This is a genomic window from Pseudomonas sp. RC10, assembly GCF_038397775.1.
GTDB classification, from domain to species: domain Bacteria; phylum Pseudomonadota; class Gammaproteobacteria; order Pseudomonadales; family Pseudomonadaceae; genus Aquipseudomonas; species Aquipseudomonas bambusae.
Window position 1 is genome coordinate 4,364,111 of sequence record NZ_CP151650.1, and the last position, 18,813, is coordinate 4,382,923.

Genomic DNA, 18,813 nt, shown 5'->3' on the forward strand with positions numbered 1-18,813 from the left:
CCTCCCTCCATCACGTCACGGCCCGTGCGACCCCCAACATCGGCGAAGCCCCTCCCGGAGCCAGAGCACCCGTTTCAAACCATCGGCAATGTTCGAAAAATTTCCAGCGCTTCTGCTTCTGCACTAAACCCTGCCAGCACCGGAAACGCCTCGCCGCTCACTTGATCGCCTACGACCAGCTGAATGAACGACCAGCCCACCGTGATACTGATCCCGTCCTGCCCGATATCCATTCCCGCGCTCAACGGCCGCGCCGTCAGTTCCCGTTCAAGCTCACCGCAAGCGGTCTTCAACTGCCCACTCACTCGCTCCAGCCACGGCCCATGCTGACGCTCCACAGGCCGCAGGTTACGTTCGTAATGAATCTGCACCGCTTTTTCATAGGCCACCAACGCCAGCCCGGTCAGCCGTAACGTCCGTGTCCGCTCTGCCAGCGTCTCGGGCATCAATCCCTTGCCGGGCCCTTGCAGAAACTCCACGTAGTCCAGAATCAGACTCGACTCCATCAACACCTGCCCATCATCGGTGACGAACGTCGGCGCCTTGATCACCGGATTGATCTCGCTGAAACGCGCCATGCCCTGAAACACCGACACCGACTCATGCTCGAACGCGATCCCCATCCGTTTGAGGCTGACCGCGACCCGCCGCACATAAGGCGAATCCAGCATTCCGATGAGCTTCATCCCCTGCCTCCTATAAGCCTGCAAGCCAATTGACGGGTTTCGACAACGATCCTTCGCAGGCTAGCTGAAGCGCTCAAGGCCGCAACGTACAGCCTGGGAAAACATTTCAGTTCGTAACACGCCGTCTACGCTGTATTCACGAAGTCTTCACAAACGTTCTGAAAAACTCCGCGCGATCCCCGTTATCCATCAACCCGCTTGCCTGTTCGGCAGGCCTGTCTGACGTGCACGTCGCAGGGATTGCTTGACGTGAAATGCACCCCCAGACCCGCTCCGAGTCGTTCGTCATATGGAAATACGTTCAAAACTGCCCGTCGTTACCTCCACCCGCCTGGTCATGCTGTTTTCCCTGTGTCTTGTGGCGTTTTACAACCTCGCCACCTGGCATGCACTGGTCGGTCTGACGCAGCTGCAAGGGGTTAAGGTCGTCGCGTTTTATGTCTCTTTCGCGTTTTTCCTGTGGGCGGCGATCACGCTGCTGCTGACGCCGTTCTCCTTCCGGCCGACGCTCAAGCCGGTGTTGAGTCTGGTGGCGATGTGTTCGGCGGCCGCCGCGTATTTCATGAACACTTACGGCATCACCATCGACACGGTGATGATGCAGAACGTCCTGGAAACCAACCCGGGTGAAGCCAAGGCGCTGCTCAGCGGCAGGCTCTTCCTTTATCTGGGCCTGCTTGGCGCGTTGCCGATTGCCGTGATCTGGCTGATCCCGGTGACCTACCGCCGCGTGCTGCCGGGGCTGATCAACAAAGTGCTGGTCTGCGTCGGTTGCGTGCTGGTGATCGCGGCCGCCGTGGGGCCGTTCTACTCGACCTACGCGCCGATCTTCCGTGACGAAGACAAGCTGACCCACTTCATCAACCCGACCAACTACATCTACGCCATCGGCAAGCTGACCAAGCAGACCGTGGCGATCAAGGAAACGGTCAAGATCCAGACCGTGGGCACCGACTCGGTCCTCAGTCCAGAAGCGCAAGCGCGGCCCAAGAAAAGCCTGATGATTTTCGTCGTCGGCGAAACCGCCCGCGCCGACCATTTCTCGCTCAACGGCTACGCCCGCGACACCAACCCGGAATTGAAGAAGCAGGACATTCTCAACTTCACCCAGGTGGCGTCCTGCGGCACGTCCACGGCAGTCTCGGTGCCGTGCATGTTCTCCAAATTCCCGCGTAGCGATTACAGCGACAAGAAAGGCAAGACCTATGAGGGCCTGCTGGACATGCTGCAACGGGCGGGTCTGAAGGTGGTGTGGCTGGACAACAACAGCGATTGCAAAGGCACCTGCCTGCGCGTGCCCCACAGCGACATTCCGAAAAACCAGCCCAGCCCCTTCTGCGACGGCCAGAACTGCCTGGATGAATCGCTGCTGGTGGGCTTGCAGGCGTACATCGACTCGCTCAAGGACAACGCGATCATCGTCCTGCATTCCGACGGCAGCCATGGCCCGGAATACTATGACCGCTACCCGAAATCCCTGGAGCGCTTCACGCCGGTCTGCCACACCAACCAACTGGGCAGTTGCACTTCGGACGAGCTGAAGAACGTGTACGACAACACGATTCTCTACACCGACCACTTCCTGTCGCAGACCATCGAGCTCCTCAAGCGCAATCAGGACAAGGTCGACACGTCGATGATCTACGTCTCGGACCACGGCGAGTCTCTGGGCGAAAACGGCATCTACCTCCATGCCGCCCCTTACGCCATCGCCCCGAGCGCGCAGACCCATGTACCGATGGTCATGTGGTTCGGCAACGCCACACTGGAAGACGCGGGCGTCGATCGCAGCTGCCTCGCCGCCAAGCAGAACCAGCCCGACCTGAGCCATGACTACATGTTTCATTCGGTGCTAGGCTTGCTCGGCGTCAACACCACCGAATACCAGCCGGCTCTGGATATATTCCACAGCTGCAAACACAGCAAAGGATGACCTGACATGCCCCTCCAGAACCCGGTAAGCCCCTCAGCGACTCCGGTGTTCTGGCGGGACGCGCAATTGCCATTCATCGAAGCCCGCTCCATCGCCGATGGCCGTAAGGTCTGCTATTCGCGGCACTCCCATGATGTGTTTTCCATCGGCGCGATCACCTCCGGACAGAGCACGTACCTGCACGAAAAAACCCACCAGACCATCAGCACCGGCACCGTTGTGTTGATGAACCCCGGCGACGTCCACGCCTGTAACCCGATCGACGACCAACCTTGGTCGTACATCATGTTTTACGTCGATGCGCCGTGGTTGGGCCGGGTGCAGCAGGCGTGCGGGGTCGAGGGGTTTCGGGCGATTCCGGCCATTTCCAGTGTTGATTCCGTGCTGTTCACCGGGTTACTGGAATTGCACCGGACCTTGATCGACCCGACGCTGGACTCGCTGGAGAAACACGAAGCCGCGGTCGCGTTTTTCACCCTGATGCAACAGCGGCTCGGAGGCGTGAACGCGCCGCTGAAGAAGGTCAATCTGAGGGTCGAGCGCGCGGCGCGGTACATCAATCAGCACTTTCTGCGGGCGATCCGGCTGGAGGAAATCTGCCGGGCGGCGAACCTGTCAGAGGCCTATCTGATTCGCGCCTTCGAGCAGCATTACCACATGACGCCTCACGCCTATCTGATCAACCGCCGCGTCCAGCACGCCCAGGCGCAGTTGCGTCAGGGCGACACCCTGGCCGACATCGCCCAGCAGAGTGGCTTTTCCGATCAGGCGCATTTTCAGCGGGTGTTCAAGAAACATCTCGCGGCGACCCCCGGCCAGTACCGCCAGTGATCAGACGTACAGCAGCGACAATGCACACCCGGCCAACAGCGCCGACATGCTGCGATTGAACAGGCGAATCCGTCGGGGGCTGCGCAGCCAAGGGCCGAGAAACGCCCCGGCGTAGGCCCAGCAGCCGACCGACAGATAGCACACCACGAAGTAGATCAGCGCAAACAGCCCGATCAGTCGCGCCTCGCCGTCCGCCACGAACGCCCCCATTCCCGCCACTGCCGCGAGCCAGGCCTTGGGGTTGAGCCATTGCATCGCAGCGCCGTGCCAGAACGACGGCGCGTGGGTGGGTTTGTCGAGGTGCAGGCGGCCATCGTCCATTGCCAGTTTCCAGGCGAGGTAGATCAGAAACGCCATCCCGGCCCAACGGATCAAATCGGTCAGCACGGGGTATTGGCGAAGCACTTCGTGCAGGCCAAACCCGGTGAAAATCAACAGCACGACAAAGCCCACCGTTGCACCCAGCACATGCCGCAGACTCGCCCCCAAACCGAACTGGGCCCCGGAACTCAGCGCCACCACGTTCACGGGCCCAGGAGAAATTGACGCCGCAAGGGCGAACGCCGCCATGGAAATCATCAGGTTCATTACCGCCCTTCTCCGTTCAATGAATGAGCGCAGACAGTAACGGGTGGGGTTGGGGGCGGTATTGAAGAAAACTGACCAGTGCCTGCCATGCTCACCCGTGTGAGGTCCGGCTCCCACGGCCTTCAGCCAGAATCAAACGCGCGGGTCTACTGCGGTTAATCACTCGCCTGCGACAACGGTCGAGCGACGTCTTCCAACGATTTGCGCTCGGACGCCACGCCCCAGATCGCTTGCACCGCCGCCGCCAGCAACATCAACGCGGCGCCGATCAGGTAACCGATGAACACCGGCCCCCGCTCATGGCTATCGATCAACTCACCAAACAGCGTCGGTCCGATGATCCCGCCTAGCGCGGTGCCGAAGGCATAGAACACCGCAATCGCCAGCGCGCGAATTTCCAGAGGGAAGGTTTCGGCCACGGTCAGATAAGCCGAACTGGCCGCCGCCGAGGCAAAGAAAAAGATGATCATCCAGGCAATGGCCTGCTGGGTGACGTTGAGCACGCCTTGTTCGAACAGGTAGCCGCTGATGCTCAGCAGCACGGCCGACACCGCATACGTCAGGCTGATCATGACCCGCCGCCCTACCACGTCAAACAGCCTGCCGAGCAGCAACGGTCCGCAGAAATTCCCCAGTGCCAGCGGCAGCACGTACCAGCCAATCGACGCTGACGGCACCTGGTAAAACTCGGTGAGCACCAACGCATAGGTAAAGAAGATCGCGTTATAGAAAAACGCTTGCGCAGTCAGCAGCGTCAGGCCGACCGATGCGCGCTGGCGATAGGTGTTGAACAGCGTGTCGAAGATTTCCCGTAACGGCGTGTGATCCCGCGCATGCAGGCGCAGTTTTTTTCCACTCGGCTCAGGCAGGTCATGGCCTTGCTCACGAAAGCGCGCTTCGATGCCTTCGACGATGGCTTTTGCTTCTTCGGCCTGCCCATGGATCAGCAACCAGCGAGGGCTTTCTGGGAGCCACAGGCGCATCAGCAAAATCATCAGCCCCAGCAACGCACCGATGCCGAAGCACAAACGCCAGCCCAGATCGCCGCCGATCCAGCCAGGGTCCAGCAGAATGATCGAGCCGCCCGCCCCCAGCGCCGCCCCGATCCAGAACGTGCCGTTGATGGTCAGATCGACCCAGCCGCGAAACCGGGCCGGGGTGAATTCCTGAATGGTCGAATTGATCGCCGTGTATTCGCCACCGATGCCCATGCCGGTCAGGAACCGGAACAGCATGAAGCTCCACAGGCTGAACGAAAACGCCGTGGCGGCCGTGGCGCAGATGTAGAGGGCCAGGGTGATGAAGAACAGCTTGCGTCGCCCAAGGCGGTCGGTCAGCCAGCCAAAAAACAGCGCCCCCAGCACGGCGCCGCAGATGTAGGCGCCACCCGCCAACCCAATGTCGGCGTTGGTCAGGCGCAGCACCGGGCTCTCTTTCAGCGCCCCTGATACCGACCCCGCCAGCGTGACCTCAAGACCGTCGAGCAGCCAGGTGATGCCGAGGGCAAACACCAACAACGTATGAAAACCGCCCCACGGCAAGCGGTCCAGACGCGACGGAAGGTCGGTTTCAAACACCCTGCCCTTGGCCTGCTCCGCTGCTGAATCGACGCTCGCGACGGTCATGGTGAATCCCTGCTCCACAGATCGGGATGATCTGAGGGTGAGAGTTCGGGGGCCGATTGCGAGTTCAGCCTAATTCGCCGTTCCTCAGCTCTTCGATTTTGCGAATACGCTCACCTCCGACACGTTCCGCATTTCGCCACGCATCCACCCCATTGGCGATTGCGCGCTCACCGAGGCGCCACCATCCACTCCGGTCGCACCATCCGTTCATACTCCTGCGTCGTCAGGAACCCCAGGGCCACTGCTGCGGCCTTCGGCGTAAGCCCCTCCTGCGCGGCTTTGCGGGTGATCTGAGCCACTCGGTCGTACCCCAGAACGGGATTGAGCACAGTGGCCATGAGCAAAGCGTTTTCAACGTTTTCGGCAAGCTTGGGCACGTTCACCTCCAGCCCTCTCAACAGCCGCTCGGTAAAGATGCCGACGCAGTGGGCCAGGACGCCAATCGATTGCAGCAGGTTGTGGATCAGCACGGGTTTGGCGACGTTCAGCTCAAACACGCTGGATGCGCCGGCGACAGTGATCGTTGCGTGATTGCCCATCACCTGCATTGCCGCCTGCACCAGCACCTCGGCCAAGGTCGGATTACGTTTTCCTGGCATGATCGATGAGGTCAAACCGTCGTCCGGCAGCACTAGCTCCGCCAGACCGCAGCGAGGGCCTGAGCCCAAAAAACGAATGTCATTGGCGATCTTGCTCAACGACACGGCCAGTACATTCAGCGCCCCCGACACTTCGACCAGCGCATCGTGGGTGCCCATGCCCTCGAACTTGCTCGGGTTCGGCACGAATGGCTCGCCAGTGATGTCGCTCAACGCCTCGCAGAACGCCCGATCGAAACCCTCCGGCGTATTGAGCCCGGTGCCCACGGCCGTGCCGCCTTGAGGCAACGTCCGCAGCCGTGGCAGGCACCCTTCAATACGGTCGATACCGTGGCTGATCTGATGAGCAAAGGCATCGAACGCTTGGCCCTGGGTCATCGGCACAGCATCCATCATGTGAGTGCGGCCAATTTTCAGCACGTTCGCCCAGGCCCGTGCCTTTGTGGTGAGAGCGTCGCGCAAGGCGGCCAAGGCCGGCAGCAATTCATCGCGCAGCTGCAAGGTTGCCGCAACGTGCATGACCGTGGGAAAGCTGTCGTTGGACGACTGCGATCGATTGACGTGATCGTTGGGGTGGACCGGTTGCTTGCTGCCCAACGCACTACCCAGCGCGAGGTTAGCCAGATTGGCGATGACCTCGTTGGCGTTCATGTTGGTCTGGGTGCCGGAGCCAGTCTGCCAGACCGTCAGCGGAAAGTGCTCATCGAACGCGCCCGCTGCGACATGCATGGCGGCCTGTTCGATGGCCAGCGCGAGGTCTTCCGGCAGCGTGCCCAGACGTAGGTTCGCCTGAGCGCAGGCCCGTTTTTGCAAACCGAAGGCGTGGATCAGCCCGGCGGGAAAGCGTTCGCCATACGAGCCGAAGACCTCCAGCGCACGCTGAGTCTGCGCGCCCCAGTAGCGGTTGGCCGGAATCGACACTGGCCCGAACGCATCGTGTTCCTGACGCACGTCGCTCATAACGCCGCCCCCGGCGCACGGCCCAGCTCACGGCGGTACTCTTCCTGCGCTGTCTGCTCGGAAAACTCCCCGGCCCACTTGGCAACAACCACGGTGGCGACGCTGTTGCCAACGGTGTTGCACGTGGCGACGGCCATCGACATGAAGCGGTAGACGCCGAACAAGAGCGCCAGGCCCTCGGCAGGCAGCACGCCGACAGCGGTAACCGTGGCGGCGAACACCACGAAGCTGCCACCGGACACAGCCGCCGCGCCCTTGGACGTCACCAGCATGATGGCAACGATGCCCAACTGGTGCTCCCAGCTCAGCGGCACGCCGTAGGCATTGGCGATAAACAGAACACACAAAGACATATAGATGGACGTGCCATCCAGGTTGAAGGCGTAACCGGTGGGCAATACCAGGCCGACGCTCTGCTTGGAGCAACCAAATTTTTCAAGCTTCTGCAACAGTCGGGGCAACGCGCTTTCAGACGACGCGGTGCCCAGTACGATGAAGATCTCGTCCTTGATGTAATTCAAGAACCGCCACAAGCTGAACCCGGACAGACGGCAGACGGCACCCAGCACCACGAAGATGAAAAAGAAGATCGCCACGTAAAACATCAGCACCAAATTGGCCAGGGACATCAGGACTGCCGTGCCGTTACTGCCAACGGCGTAGGCCACGGAACCAAAGGCACCCAGCGGCGCAAACTTCATAATCAGGTTGATGAACTCGAAGAAGCATTCGGAAATACGGCTCAGGCCTTCTTCGATCACTGTGCGGCGTTCTGGCTTGAGCGCCAGCAAGGCAAAACCGAACAGCACCGAAATCACCAGCACTTGCAACAGTTGGCCACCGGCAAAGGCGCCGACGAAGTTGTCGGGAAAAATGCCGTAGATGAAGTCCATCGTCGAGACCGGACCGTGCCCCTTGGCGACGGCAGCACTGGCCGCTGCGGCAGTGGCGCTGCTGGGGTGGGCGTCGTGCATGCCTGAGCCGATGTGCAGCACGTTGCCCCAGATCAGGCCGATGGCCAGCGCCAACGTCGACAACACTTCGAAATAGATCAGTGCCCGCAGGCCGACCTTGCCCACGCGTTTGATGTCGCCGGCCGAAGCGATGCCGTGCACCACGGTGAAGAACACCAGCGGCGCGACGGCGGTCTTGATCAGTTTGAGGAAGGTGTCGCCGAGGATCTTGAAGCTCGCCGCCAGCTCAGGAGCGATAAACCCCAAGGCAATCCCGAGGACCATGGCCGCGATTACCTGAAACGTCAGGTCGCGGTAAAACGGTTTTTTACCGGTAGAAGACATGCTTGCGCTCTCATTGTTGTTATGGGGCAAAAACAGGGTCTGAAACACAGGGCATCACCGAGCACGGATGAATGGGCCCGGCCAACAGGTCAGCGCCTGACGGAGCCTTCCCGGGCAAGGGCGCGATCCACCATCTGAGGCGCCAGTCCCAGGTAGTTGCAGGGGTCGGTGAGGCGTTGCAATTCGGCCAGATCCAGACGTTCGGTCACCTCGCCCTGCGCGACGAGCGCGTCCAGGAGGCTAATGTTTTCTTCGTTGGCAACCCGGCAGGCGGCGTACACGACATCGTGGGCAAGCTGACGTCCCAGTGCGGGTGCAAGGCCCATCATCACGGCCTCGGCGACAATCAGCCCCTGAGTCATGTTGAGGTTTTTCAGCATGCGCTCCGGGCGCACTTCGAGGCCGGCGAGCATGAACTTGGCTTGACCGAGCGAGGCAGCGCTCAACGCAAAGGCCTCCGGGATGGCAATCCATTCCGCTTGCCACGGACCGGTCGAGCGCTCGAAATCCTGAATCATTGCGTCAAGCATCAAACCCGCCTGCTGACGCACGCCTTTGGCGGCGGCGTACATCAGCTCGCAGGAAATCGGGTTGCGCTTCTGCGGCATGGTGCTGCTGGCGCCCCGGCCCTTGACGAACGGCTCGTAGGCTTCGCCCAGTTCACTGGTCATCATCATCATGACGTCCAGTGCGACCTTGCCCAGCGAGGCGGTGACCAGCCCAAGGAAGTTCAAGGTCTCTGCCAAACCGTCGCGAGCCACGTGCCACGTGGCTTGCGGCACGCCCAGCCCCAGCTCGGCCATCAGCGCTACCTGCACCTCGAGGCCCTTTTCGCCCAGCGAGGCCAAGGTCCCGGCGGCACCCGCGAACTGCCCCACTTCCACCCGAGGACGCAGCTCAACCAGACGCTCGGCATGACGGTCGAACATGCTCAGCCACACTGCGCACTTGTAGCCGAAGGTGATAGGCAGTGCGTGTTGCAAGTGAGTGCGCCCTGCCATCGGCGTATCCCGGTATTTCTGCGCCAGTCCGGCGAGCAGGCCACGTACGGCCTGAACGTCACGCTCGACCAGCGCCAGCGCGGCCCGCACCTGCAGGACCACGGCAGTGTCCATGATGTCCTGAGTGGTCGCGCCCCAATGCACGTAGCGCCCGGCTTCGCCGCAGGTCTTCGACAGTTGCTCCACCAGCGGCAGGATCGGGTAACCGACGATTTCGGTTTCGTGTTGCATCCATGCCAGGTCCAGAGAGTCAAACGTGGCCTTGGCGGCGATCTGTTCGGCTGCGTCGGCAGGGATCACGCCACAGCGTGCTTCGGCCCGGGCCAACGCCACCTCGACCTCGATGTAGCGCTCGATCAGCGCTTTGTCAGAGAACACGTCGCGCATTTCAGCGGTGCCGAACATGTCGCGGAACAGCGCAGAATCAAAAACGGTAGTAGACATGATTGGGGTCCTGGATGTTGTTATTGGCCGTACATATTTAATATGTCCGTACATAATTATTACCCGGTCCCCTGATACACTGTCAACTCGCTGTGGGGAGAGCTCGATGGAAGGCAACAATCAAACGCGTTATGTAGCCGTGGCCAATGACCTGATGGACGGCATCAGCACTGGGCGGTACCCGGTAGGGTCATTGCTGCCGACGGAATTCGAGTTGTGCGAGCTTTACGAAGTCAGCCGCCACACGGTGCGCGCCGCGATCACGCAGTTGCAGAATCAAGGGATGGTGTCGCGCCGCAAACGCGTAGGGACCCGCGTAGAAGCGGCTGAACCCAGCGGGGGTTATTCACAGTCGTTGGCGTCTGTGGCGGATCTGGTGCACGTGGCAGAAACCCACATTCGTGACGTCCAGGACGTCCGGCATTTCGTCGTGGACATTACGTTGGCGCGACGCCTGGGGCTTGAACCTGGCTCGCACTGTTTCTGCATGTCGAGCGTCAAAGTCGACATTAATCACCGCCAGGCGCCGTTATGCTGGACGGACGTGTACGCCGATGACGGCTATGCCGAGGTGATCCCGCTGGCCCGGGAGTGTCCCGGCGAACTGATCGCCGCGCTGATCGAGCGGACATTCGGGCGCAGGATCGATGCGGTCGATCAACAGGTCAGGCCGGTGCAATTGAGCGTGGTACTCGCGCATCGCCTGAATGCAGGTCCAGGATCATTGGGGCTGAACATTATTCGCCAATACCGCGACGACCAGGGAGGGCTGATCGCGGTCTCGGAAACGGTCTATCCGGATGACCGATTCACGCTGGTCATGCAAATGAAACGGGAGCGGCGCGGCTGACGAAAAAAAACCACCCAACGGTGGTTTTTTTTCATTCAGGCCATCATCACAGATTGAACACCGTCACCAGCTTGGTGTTCAGGTACGCCTCGATGGCCTCGGTCCCGCCTTCCGAACCGTAGCCGGAATCCTTGATCCCGCCGAACGGTACTTCCACCAGGCCAATCCCCTGATGGTTGATCGACAGCATGCCGGCTTCGATCCGGGTGCTGAGGATGTGTGCAGTCTTCATGGAGGTGGTGAACGCATACGACGCCAGCCCGAACGGCACGCGGTTGGATTCTTTTACCGCGTCTTCAACGGTGTCGAACGGCACGATCAGCGCGACTGGCCCAAACGGCTCTTCGTTCATGATGCGCATCTCGGTGGTCAGGCCGCTGAGCACCGTCGGCTGGAAGAAATAGCCCGGACCGTCGACCGATTGGCCGCCAGTGTGCAGTTTGGCGCCCTTGTCAGCCGCATCGTTGACCAGCGAGGTCAGGGCCGGGGCACGGCGTTCGTTGGCCAACGGCCCCATGGTCACGCCCTGTTCCAGACCGTTGCCCACCTTCACCTCATGGGTCAGGCCCACGAACTTCTCGATGAACTGCTCATAAACGCCACGCTGCACGAGGATACGCGTCGGCGACACGCACACCTGGCCCGCGTTACGGAATTTGGCGCCTGCCAATGTGCGGGCTGCGAGGTCCAGGTCCGCGTCATCGAACACCAGCGCCGGGGCGTGACCGCCCAGTTCCATGGTGGCGCGCTTCATGTGCTGACCGGCCAGGGCGGCCAGTTGCTTGCCCACCGGGGTGGAACCGGTGAAGGTGACTTTCTTGATGGTCGGGTGCGCGATCAGGTAGCTGGAAATCTGTGCCGGATCACCAAAGACCAAGCCGATCACACCTGCCGGCACGCCTGCGTCAATGAAGGCGCGGATCAGCTCGGCGGGCGACGCCGGGGTTTCTTCAGGGGCTTTGACAATGATCGAACATCCGGCCGCCAGCGCGGAGGACAGCTTGCGCACCACCTGATTGATCGGGAAGTTCCAGGGGGTAAACGCCGCGACCGGACCGACCGGTTCCTTGATGACTTTCTGCTCGACGGACGCGTTGCGCGACGGCACCAAACGGCCATAGGCGCGGCGGCCTTCTTCAGCGAGCCAGTCAATGATGTCAGCTGCGGCCAGGGTTTCCATGCGCGCTTCGGCCAGTGGCTTGCCCTGTTCCTGGGTCATGATGCTGGCGATGTTATCCACGCGCTCGCGCAACAGGTTCGCGGCTTTCTGCATGATTTTGTAGCGGTCATAGGCTGGGGTGCTGCGCCAGGTTTCGAAACCGCGCTCGGCTGCGGCGAGGGCTTTGTCCAGATCGGCAATGTCGGCATGGGCGACAGTGCCCAGGGTGTCGCCGGTGGCCGGGTTGATGACCGCGAGGGTGCGACCGTTTTCACTGGCGCGCCATTGGCCGTCGATATAAAGCTGAACGTCTGGGTACATGAGAAAACTCCGAGTGCGCCATCACGAGGCGTGGCAATGGAAATAGCGTGGCGGACAAACTTACAGGCATATACCTTGAACGATCAAGGCGAATTCATAAGATGTCTGACGAGGAAGTTCTAGCCGAGTTGCATCAACTGCTGCGCATACGCCTGAAGCACTTCGCGCTGCATCACGAAACTGGCGTACTTGCCTTCACGCACAGTAGAAATCAGTCCCGCGCGCTCAAGTTCTTTTGTGTGATGGGACACGGTCGCCGCGCTGACTGGGTGGACCTTGAGCAGCTCGGCGCAAGGCACGGCCTCTGTAGAGGCACTGATCTGAAGCAGAATCTGATAACGCCGACGGTCGGCGAGCGCCCTGGAAATCAGTGCGACTTGTTGGTCGGTCAATGACAATTGATGTGCCGTGCTCATGAAGATCGTTACACCCCAGTTGAAACCTCCTTGTCGAGACTTCTTATTGTGAGAGTCGTCGCCCCGGACATGACTGACTCCCGTTAAAAACAAGTGTCAGTTGAGACGCCAAACAGCATATCAAGGTTCAGTCTCCACAGAATAAGCGCGTTGCGCACACCCGCGAAGTATTTTCTGGCATTCTGCGCGCCCTTTTCTTACAGGTCATGCAGCCAACTCAATCCGATTTGTTGTACACAATTTTCGTAATAATTGTTTTTAGATTTGTGGACATGTTGTAAAGTCGAAAACCTGACCTGCTAGACAGATTTTGTGTACAGGTTCGGACTGCGTCACCTGCAAAGCCCACGACCGAATAAAAACAATTGGCAGGCTAACCATGACCACACCTCAAAGCAGTTCCCCTTCGCGCCCGACCGCCAGAAAAACCGACCTGATTTACGGGCTCAACGATCGCCCGCACTTCACGGCCGCGATCTTCGCCGCACTGCAACACGTGCTCGCCAGCTTCGTCGGCATCATCACCCCGACCCTGATCGTCGGCGGCGTGCTGGGCCTGGACAGTGAAGTGCCCTACCTGATCAGCATGGCGTTGTTCGTGTCCGGCCTCGGCACGTTCGTGCAGGCCAAACGCTTCGGCCCCATCGGCTCGGGCTTGTTGTGTTTGCAAGGCACCAGTTTTTCCTTTCTCAGCGTGATCCTCAGTGCCGGTTTTCTGGTGAAAAGTCGCGGAGGTGGCACCGACGAAATCCTCTCGACCATCTTCGGCGTGTGTTTCTGCGCCGCGTTCGTCGAGGTGGTGCTGAGCCAGTTCATCGGCAAATTGCGCAAGCTGATCACCCCGGTGGTGACCGGCACGATCATCACACTGATGGGCCTGTCATTGCTCAAAGTGGCCATGACCGACATGGCGGGCGGCTTCGGCGCCACGGACCTTGGCTCGGCCGCCAACCTCGGACTTGCCGCACTGGTGCTGGTCACGATTGTGGTCCTCAACCGTTTCAATATTCCGCTGCTGCGCCTGAGCGCGATCATCATCGGGCTGACGCTGGGCTTTCTGGTGGCGTGGTACATGGGGCGGATTGATTTCGCGCACATGCCGCACGTGCCGGTGATGAGCATTCCGGTGCCGTTCAAATACGGCTTTTCCTTCGACCTGCTGGCGTTCATCCCGATTGCGGTGATCTTTCTGGTCTCCCCGTTGGAAGCGGCGGGCGACCTGACGGCCAACTCGATGATTTCCCAGCAGCCTGTGAGCGGCCCGGTGTACATCCGCCGGATCAAATCGGGTCTTCTCGCCGACGGCCTCAACTCGGCCATGGCCGCGACGTTCAACAGCCTGCCGATGGTGACGTTCGCCCAGAACAACGGCGTGATCCAGCTGACCGGCGTGGCCAGCCGTTACGTGGCGTTTTTCATCGCCGGGATTCTGGTGCTGCTGGGCCTGTTCCCGATCATCGGCGCGGTGCTGCAATTGATGCCAAAGCCGGTGCTCGGTGGCGCGACGCTGATCATGTTCGGCACCGTGGCGGTGGCCGGGATCAAGATTCTGTCCGAAGCCGGGCTGCATCGGCGCAATATGCTGATCGTGGCGATTTCACTGGGCATGGGCCTGGGTGTGGCGGCGGTGCCTGAAGTCCTGCGCGAGTTGCCGAAGGCGCTGCACAACATCTTCGAATCGCCGATCACAGTGGGCGCCTTCTGCGCGATCCTGCTCAACATCTTTCTGCCGGAAGAGCATATAGAAGACGAGGTCACCGAGTTCGACCCGGAAGCCTCGACGGTGAAGGTGTTGCAAGACCCGGCAAAAGCCCCGGAAACAGAACCTCTCTCGCCACACGCGGTCGCACAGTTGGAACGCTAGGCTTAACTGAGCGGGAGCCCTCTCCCGCCCTGCCTCGCCACTGGAGCCCCCAATGCCGCTACGCCCAATCCGTTCGCTGTTCGCCTGCCTGCTGATTCTGGCGTTGAGCGCCTGCGCGCTGTTTCCCAACCGCGACCCGCTGAACATCAATGTGGTAGGCATCGAACCGCTGCCGGGTCAGGACCTGGAAATTCGCTTCGCCGTCAAACTGCGCCTGCAAAACCCCAACGATGTCGACATTCCCTATGACGGCGTGGCGCTGAACCTCGACGTCAACGGCAAGCTGCTCGCGTCCGGCGTCAGTGACCAGAAAGGCACGATCACGCGGTTTTCCGAAGGCGTGCTGACCGTGCCCGTGACGGTATCGGCCTTCGCCGCGCTGCGCCAGGCGGTGGGCCTGACCGAACAACAGCGTCTGGACAATCTGCCGTACGAACTGCACGGCAAACTGGCCGGCGGGCTGTTCGGAACCATGCGCTTCTACGACAGTGGCACGTTGAGCCTGCCGCAGCCAGCGAGCGGCAGTTGGTAAGCGCCGTCGATTGAACGCTGCTCCTGGTTTCAGCCCGGTAGCAATCCAATCGACCGATAGTCATCGACGATCGCGTCGTACAGTGAAATGTCCGCTCGACCCCGGGCGCTCAATTGCGCGCCAGCGATGCCGGAAAAAATCGCAAAAGCCCGCCGCTCGGCACCGGCCTCATCCACAAGACCGGCCAGCACCAGCATCTTGCTCAGCCACGCCACGTTGACGTCTGCGAACACCTGCACCTCGGTCTGCACATTCGGCGGCAGGTCGTCGTATTCGGACGCCATGAAGCTGCACATGCACATGCGGTTCCCCGTTTCCAGCGCCACGCGGAAAGTGCCGGGGTAGCGACGAAGGCACTCGACAGGGTCTTCCAGCTCCGCGTACATCGCGTCCAACGCGGCGCCCGCGTCTTCCCAATAACGCCTGGCAACCGCCACGCCGAGGTCCGCCTTGCTCGGAAAGTGGTGATACAGGCTCGCGGCCTTGATCCCCACTTCGGTCGCCAGGTCACGGAAATTCAGGCCGTTGTAGCCGTGCGCCTGCCCGGCGAGCCTGGCCGCCGCCAAAATTGCTTCACGAGAATTGGTGCTCATAGCCGTCTCCACTGATCAGCCGCCACGTTAACAAAAAAGCCTACCAACTGCTAGGTATAGACTTGACAGCCTTGTGTGATGACGCCTAGCATCCGCCCTACCAAGTGATCGGTAGGAATATCCCGACGATCATATCTTGTTGAACCTCATGGGAAACATGACTGTGAAAAATGACATCACTTCATCCGACGCCACACAACTCGCCAGCCTGATCCGCAATCGTGAACTGTCTTCAGTCGAGGTCGTAAAAGCGCACCTTGATCGCATCGAAGCGGTAAACCCCAAAATCAACGCCATCGTGACCCTCAACGCTGAAGGCGCACTGGCCGCAGCGAATCAGGCGGACAAAGCGATCGCCCGTGGCGACAAGACCGGCCCTCTTCATGGCGTTCCCTTCACCGTTAAAGACGCGCTCGACACGGCGGGCATCCTGACCCAACGCGGTTCGCGCTTCTTCGCCGGCAACGTGCCGACTCAAGACGCTTCCACCGTCGCCCGTCTGAAAAGCGCAGGCGGCATCATCCTTGCGAAAACCAATCTGCCAGAGTTCTCTACCTGGACCGAATCCGACAACCTGCTCACCGGTCGCACTAACAACCCATGGAATCTGGACCGCACGCCGGGCGGCTCGTCCGGTGGCGAATCCGCCGCCATCGCTGCGGGCATGTCGCCGCTGGGCATTGGCAGTGACGTCGCCATTTCGGTCCGTGGCCCCGCCGCCTTCACCGGCATCGCGGCGTTGAAAGCCACCCACGGCCGCATTCCTTACAGCGGTCATTTCCCCACCGTGACCTCGCAGTGGTGGCACGTCGGTCCGATGGCCCGAACCGTGCGCGACGTAGCCCTCGCCTACTCGCTGCTCAAAGGCCCTGATGGCGCTGACGGTTATGCCGTGCACGCGAAAACCGCGATCGCCGATACGGCGCGCATTTCCGGGCAAACCATTCGTGTGGGTTGGGTATCGGACGCGGCGTTCGGCCCGGTCGATCCTGAAATCACCGCCGCCGTGAAAGCCGCCGCGTCACAACTTGCGGCCCTCGGGTGCGACGTCGAGGAAGTCACGCTACCGTTCCTCGACGATCCGCTCTCCCCGCTGATGCTGATGGTCTACGCCGAACTGGCCCCGGAAATCCGCAAACTGGCCAAAGGTCGCGAACACGATCTGCACGCTGTAGGCCAAGGCATCTACGATTCGCCGGACCCGTCGTTCACTGACTTCAACGCCGCGTTGCGCAAGGCCGAAGCCCTGCGTTCAGCGTTCTCTGCGTGGTTCGATCAGTACGATGTCCTGCTGTGCCCGGTGACCCCGATGACGGCCACGCCGCATGGCGCGCAAGAACTGGTCGTCAACGGTCAGACCGTCTCGTGGCTGCACGTGATGAGCGCCACTTCGGCGTTCAACCTGACCGGCCTGCCCGCGCTGTCGGTGCCGTTCGCCTTGAGTTCCGAGCGCCTGCCGATCAGCGTCCAACTGGTCTCTCGCTGGTTGAACGAAGACGTGATCCTGCAACTGGGTGCGTTGCTCGAACGTCGTGGTGGTCTGGGGGATACCTGGCCGAGCCTGTGACTCAGGCGCTGCGCGTATAACGCGCAGGTGAACGTCATCCTTCAGCAATCACGTTGAAGCCCACCGCCTGGGACCCACTCGATGCTCCCAGGCAATTTTCATTTCACGCCTGACAGGCGCCTTGAACACACGTCTTATATTTAATGTGTAATATCATGCCTGTCGTTGATGACTCACCCCTCCATTCGCGTTCGAAAACTGAACCTTGTCCACTGCTCAGGAGACCGGAATGTCAGACCTCGGTAACCCCTCTCCATCGCTCGTCCGCCCGGCCAGGGCGTTCGCATTTCCTTTACTGGCCACGGTGCTGTTCGCTTACTTCTTTGCGGCCAGCACCCCTTCACCGCTGTTCGTCGTGTTCCAGCATCATTGGGGGTTTTCGTCCGGCCTGTTGACCGTGGCGTTTTCCGCCTACGCCATCACCCTGCTGGTCGCCCTGCTCAGCGCGGGCTCGCTGTCCGATCACATTGGCCGCAAACCGGTGATCGTCGGCGCGCTACTGCTGCAGACGCTGGCGATGGTGCTGTTCGCCTACGCCGGTGACATCCAGCAATTGATCTTCGCCCGCTGTCTTCAGGGCCTGGCGACGGGGATTGCCAGCGGCGCGTTGTCCGCCGCCGTGGTCGAAGCCGCACCCGCCCATCAGAAAAAGGCGGGTGCCTTGTTCAGCAGCATCGCGCCTCTGGCCGGGTTGGCAACGGGCTCGTTGATCACCGGGCTGTCGATGTACTGGATTGGCCATCCAGAAGTGACCGTGTTCGTCGCACTGGCGGTGGTGTTTCCGCTGGCCGCAGTGGGCGTTGCCCGCGTGCCGGAAACCTCAAGTCGGCGGGCGGGCGCCCTGGCGTCGTTGATGCCTCGCGTGTCGGTGACGCCTCGCGCCCGGAGTGCCTACGTTCGAAGCGTGCCATTGTTGCTTTCGATCTGGGCGCTGTGCGGGCTGTACATGTCGTTGGCACCGTCGATCCTGCACGGCGTGTTTGAGGTCGACAGCGCCGGGCTCAATGGCCTGACCGTCGCGGCGCTCTGTGGCCCGGCAGCCGTGGCGGCTGCGGTCATGGGCCGCCTGTTTTCCCCGTCGTTGTGCGCGGCGCTGGGAGCACTGGGCATCGTCATGGGGCTGGCGATCCTCATTGGCGCGCTGTCATGGGGCGGTGTGTTGCCGTTCTTCGTAGGCACCGTGGTGGCGGGCATCGGTTCGGGCGCCGGGTTCTCGGCGGTCCTGCAAACCCTGGCGCCGTTGGCCGATGCCCATGAGCGCGCAGAATTGTTCGCGGCCATTTTCGTGGCTTGCTACCTGTCGCTCAGCCTGCCACCGATCATCGCCGGCTTCGGCGTGGGGCACTTCGGCCTTTTCGACACCAGCCTCGTGTATCTGACGGCGCTGCTGATCGTCGCCCTGATCACCGGCGTCGTTCATTGGCGGCATCATCGCCTTCCAGACTGAAGCCTATACCGGCTCGGTTGATTGCCCCTCGGCCTGGGCTTTCTCCCGAGCCTGGGCAGGGCCTGACCAGGCAAAAAAAACGCAGTCACGGCCTGGCCC

At 61.0% G+C, this 18,813-nt stretch carries 16 protein-coding genes; 7 read left to right on the forward strand and 9 right to left on the reverse strand.

Annotated features, from left to right (window positions below; genetic code table 11):
* Positions 1 to 74 precede the first annotated feature (74 nt).
* Positions 75 to 686: a glutathione S-transferase N-terminal domain-containing protein gene (locus AAEO81_RS20015; protein WP_341958696.1), complete on the reverse strand. Its 612-nt coding sequence runs from the start codon at positions 684 to 686 to the stop codon at positions 75 to 77.
* Positions 687 to 975: 289 nt separating this feature from the next.
* Here AAEO81_RS20015 and AAEO81_RS20020 point away from each other — a divergent pair, with 289 nt between their 5' ends.
* Entirely contained in the window at positions 976 to 2,619 is a 1,644-nt protein-coding gene (locus AAEO81_RS20020) for a phosphoethanolamine--lipid A transferase (RefSeq protein WP_341958697.1), read from the forward strand.
* A 6-nt stretch (positions 2,620 to 2,625) separates the two neighbouring features.
* Complete coding sequence (locus AAEO81_RS20025; RefSeq protein ID WP_341958698.1) at positions 2,626 to 3,450, forward strand: AraC family transcriptional regulator; 825 nt, start codon at positions 2,626 to 2,628, stop codon at positions 3,448 to 3,450.
* Here the strand turns inward: AAEO81_RS20025 and AAEO81_RS20030 are convergent, their stop codons facing one another.
* The 5 genes from AAEO81_RS20030 to AAEO81_RS20050 form a co-directional block, all read right to left on the reverse strand.
* Positions 3,451 to 4,038 (reverse strand): LysE family translocator, encoded by a 588-nt coding sequence (locus tag AAEO81_RS20030; protein WP_341958699.1) that lies wholly within the window; start codon positions 4,036 to 4,038, stop codon positions 3,451 to 3,453.
* A gap of 155 nt (positions 4,039 to 4,193) precedes the next feature.
* Entirely contained in the window at positions 4,194 to 5,663 is a 1,470-nt protein-coding gene (locus tag AAEO81_RS20035; RefSeq protein ID WP_341958700.1) for an MFS transporter, read from the reverse strand.
* A gap of 167 nt (positions 5,664 to 5,830) precedes the next feature.
* The gene (locus AAEO81_RS20040) at positions 5,831 to 7,222 is read right to left on the reverse strand and encodes a class II fumarate hydratase (protein WP_341958701.1); all 1,392 of its coding nucleotides are present in this window, start codon (positions 7,220 to 7,222) and stop codon (positions 5,831 to 5,833) included.
* Positions 7,219 to 8,520: a C4-dicarboxylate transporter DctA gene (dctA, locus tag AAEO81_RS20045; RefSeq protein WP_341958702.1), complete on the reverse strand. Its 1,302-nt coding sequence runs from the start codon at positions 8,518 to 8,520 to the stop codon at positions 7,219 to 7,221. The genes AAEO81_RS20040 and dctA overlap by 4 nt, the downstream gene beginning before the upstream one ends.
* An 89-nt stretch (positions 8,521 to 8,609) precedes the next feature.
* Entirely contained in the window at positions 8,610 to 9,965 is a 1,356-nt protein-coding gene (locus AAEO81_RS20050) for an adenylosuccinate lyase family protein (RefSeq protein WP_341958703.1), read from the reverse strand.
* 106 nt (positions 9,966 to 10,071) lie between these two features.
* On the opposite strand from AAEO81_RS20050, the gene AAEO81_RS20055 reads away from it, so the two are divergent.
* The gene (locus AAEO81_RS20055) at positions 10,072 to 10,815 is read left to right on the forward strand and encodes a GntR family transcriptional regulator (RefSeq protein ID WP_341958704.1); all 744 of its coding nucleotides are present in this window, start codon (positions 10,072 to 10,074) and stop codon (positions 10,813 to 10,815) included.
* Between the two features lie 46 nt (positions 10,816 to 10,861).
* On the opposite strand, the gene AAEO81_RS20060 is transcribed toward AAEO81_RS20055, so the two are convergent.
* Complete coding sequence (locus AAEO81_RS20060; protein ID WP_341958705.1) at positions 10,862 to 12,295, reverse strand: NAD-dependent succinate-semialdehyde dehydrogenase; 1,434 nt, start codon at positions 12,293 to 12,295, stop codon at positions 10,862 to 10,864.
* A 119-nt stretch (positions 12,296 to 12,414) separates the two neighbouring features.
* Positions 12,415 to 12,711 (reverse strand): helix-turn-helix domain-containing protein, encoded by a 297-nt coding sequence (locus tag AAEO81_RS20065; protein WP_341958706.1) that lies wholly within the window; start codon positions 12,709 to 12,711, stop codon positions 12,415 to 12,417.
* Between the two features lie 379 nt (positions 12,712 to 13,090).
* On the opposite strand from AAEO81_RS20065, the gene AAEO81_RS20070 reads away from it, so the two are divergent.
* Both AAEO81_RS20070 and AAEO81_RS20075 read left to right on the forward strand, forming a co-directional pair.
* Positions 13,091 to 14,575, forward strand: coding sequence for a nucleobase:cation symporter-2 family protein (locus AAEO81_RS20070; protein WP_341958707.1), 1,485 nt, complete (start codon positions 13,091 to 13,093; stop codon positions 14,573 to 14,575).
* Between the two features lie 52 nt (positions 14,576 to 14,627).
* Entirely contained in the window at positions 14,628 to 15,107 is a 480-nt protein-coding gene (locus AAEO81_RS20075; RefSeq protein ID WP_166597294.1) for an LEA type 2 family protein, read from the forward strand.
* A gap of 29 nt (positions 15,108 to 15,136) precedes the next feature.
* Here AAEO81_RS20075 and AAEO81_RS20080 read toward each other — a convergent pair whose 3' ends face one another.
* A complete protein-coding gene (locus AAEO81_RS20080; protein WP_341958708.1) occupies positions 15,137 to 15,700 on the reverse strand; it encodes a TetR/AcrR family transcriptional regulator in 564 nt (187 codons plus the stop codon).
* A 157-nt stretch (positions 15,701 to 15,857) separates the two neighbouring features.
* Between AAEO81_RS20080 and AAEO81_RS20085 the strand changes: the two genes are divergently transcribed.
* Positions 15,858 to 17,267, forward strand: a complete 1,410-nt coding sequence (locus AAEO81_RS20085; protein ID WP_341958709.1) for an amidase — start codon at positions 15,858 to 15,860, stop codon at positions 17,265 to 17,267.
* A 229-nt stretch (positions 17,268 to 17,496) separates the two neighbouring features.
* Positions 17,497 to 18,714: an MFS transporter gene (locus AAEO81_RS20090; protein WP_341958710.1), complete on the forward strand. Its 1,218-nt coding sequence runs from the start codon at positions 17,497 to 17,499 to the stop codon at positions 18,712 to 18,714.
* Positions 18,715 to 18,813 lie beyond the last annotated feature (99 nt).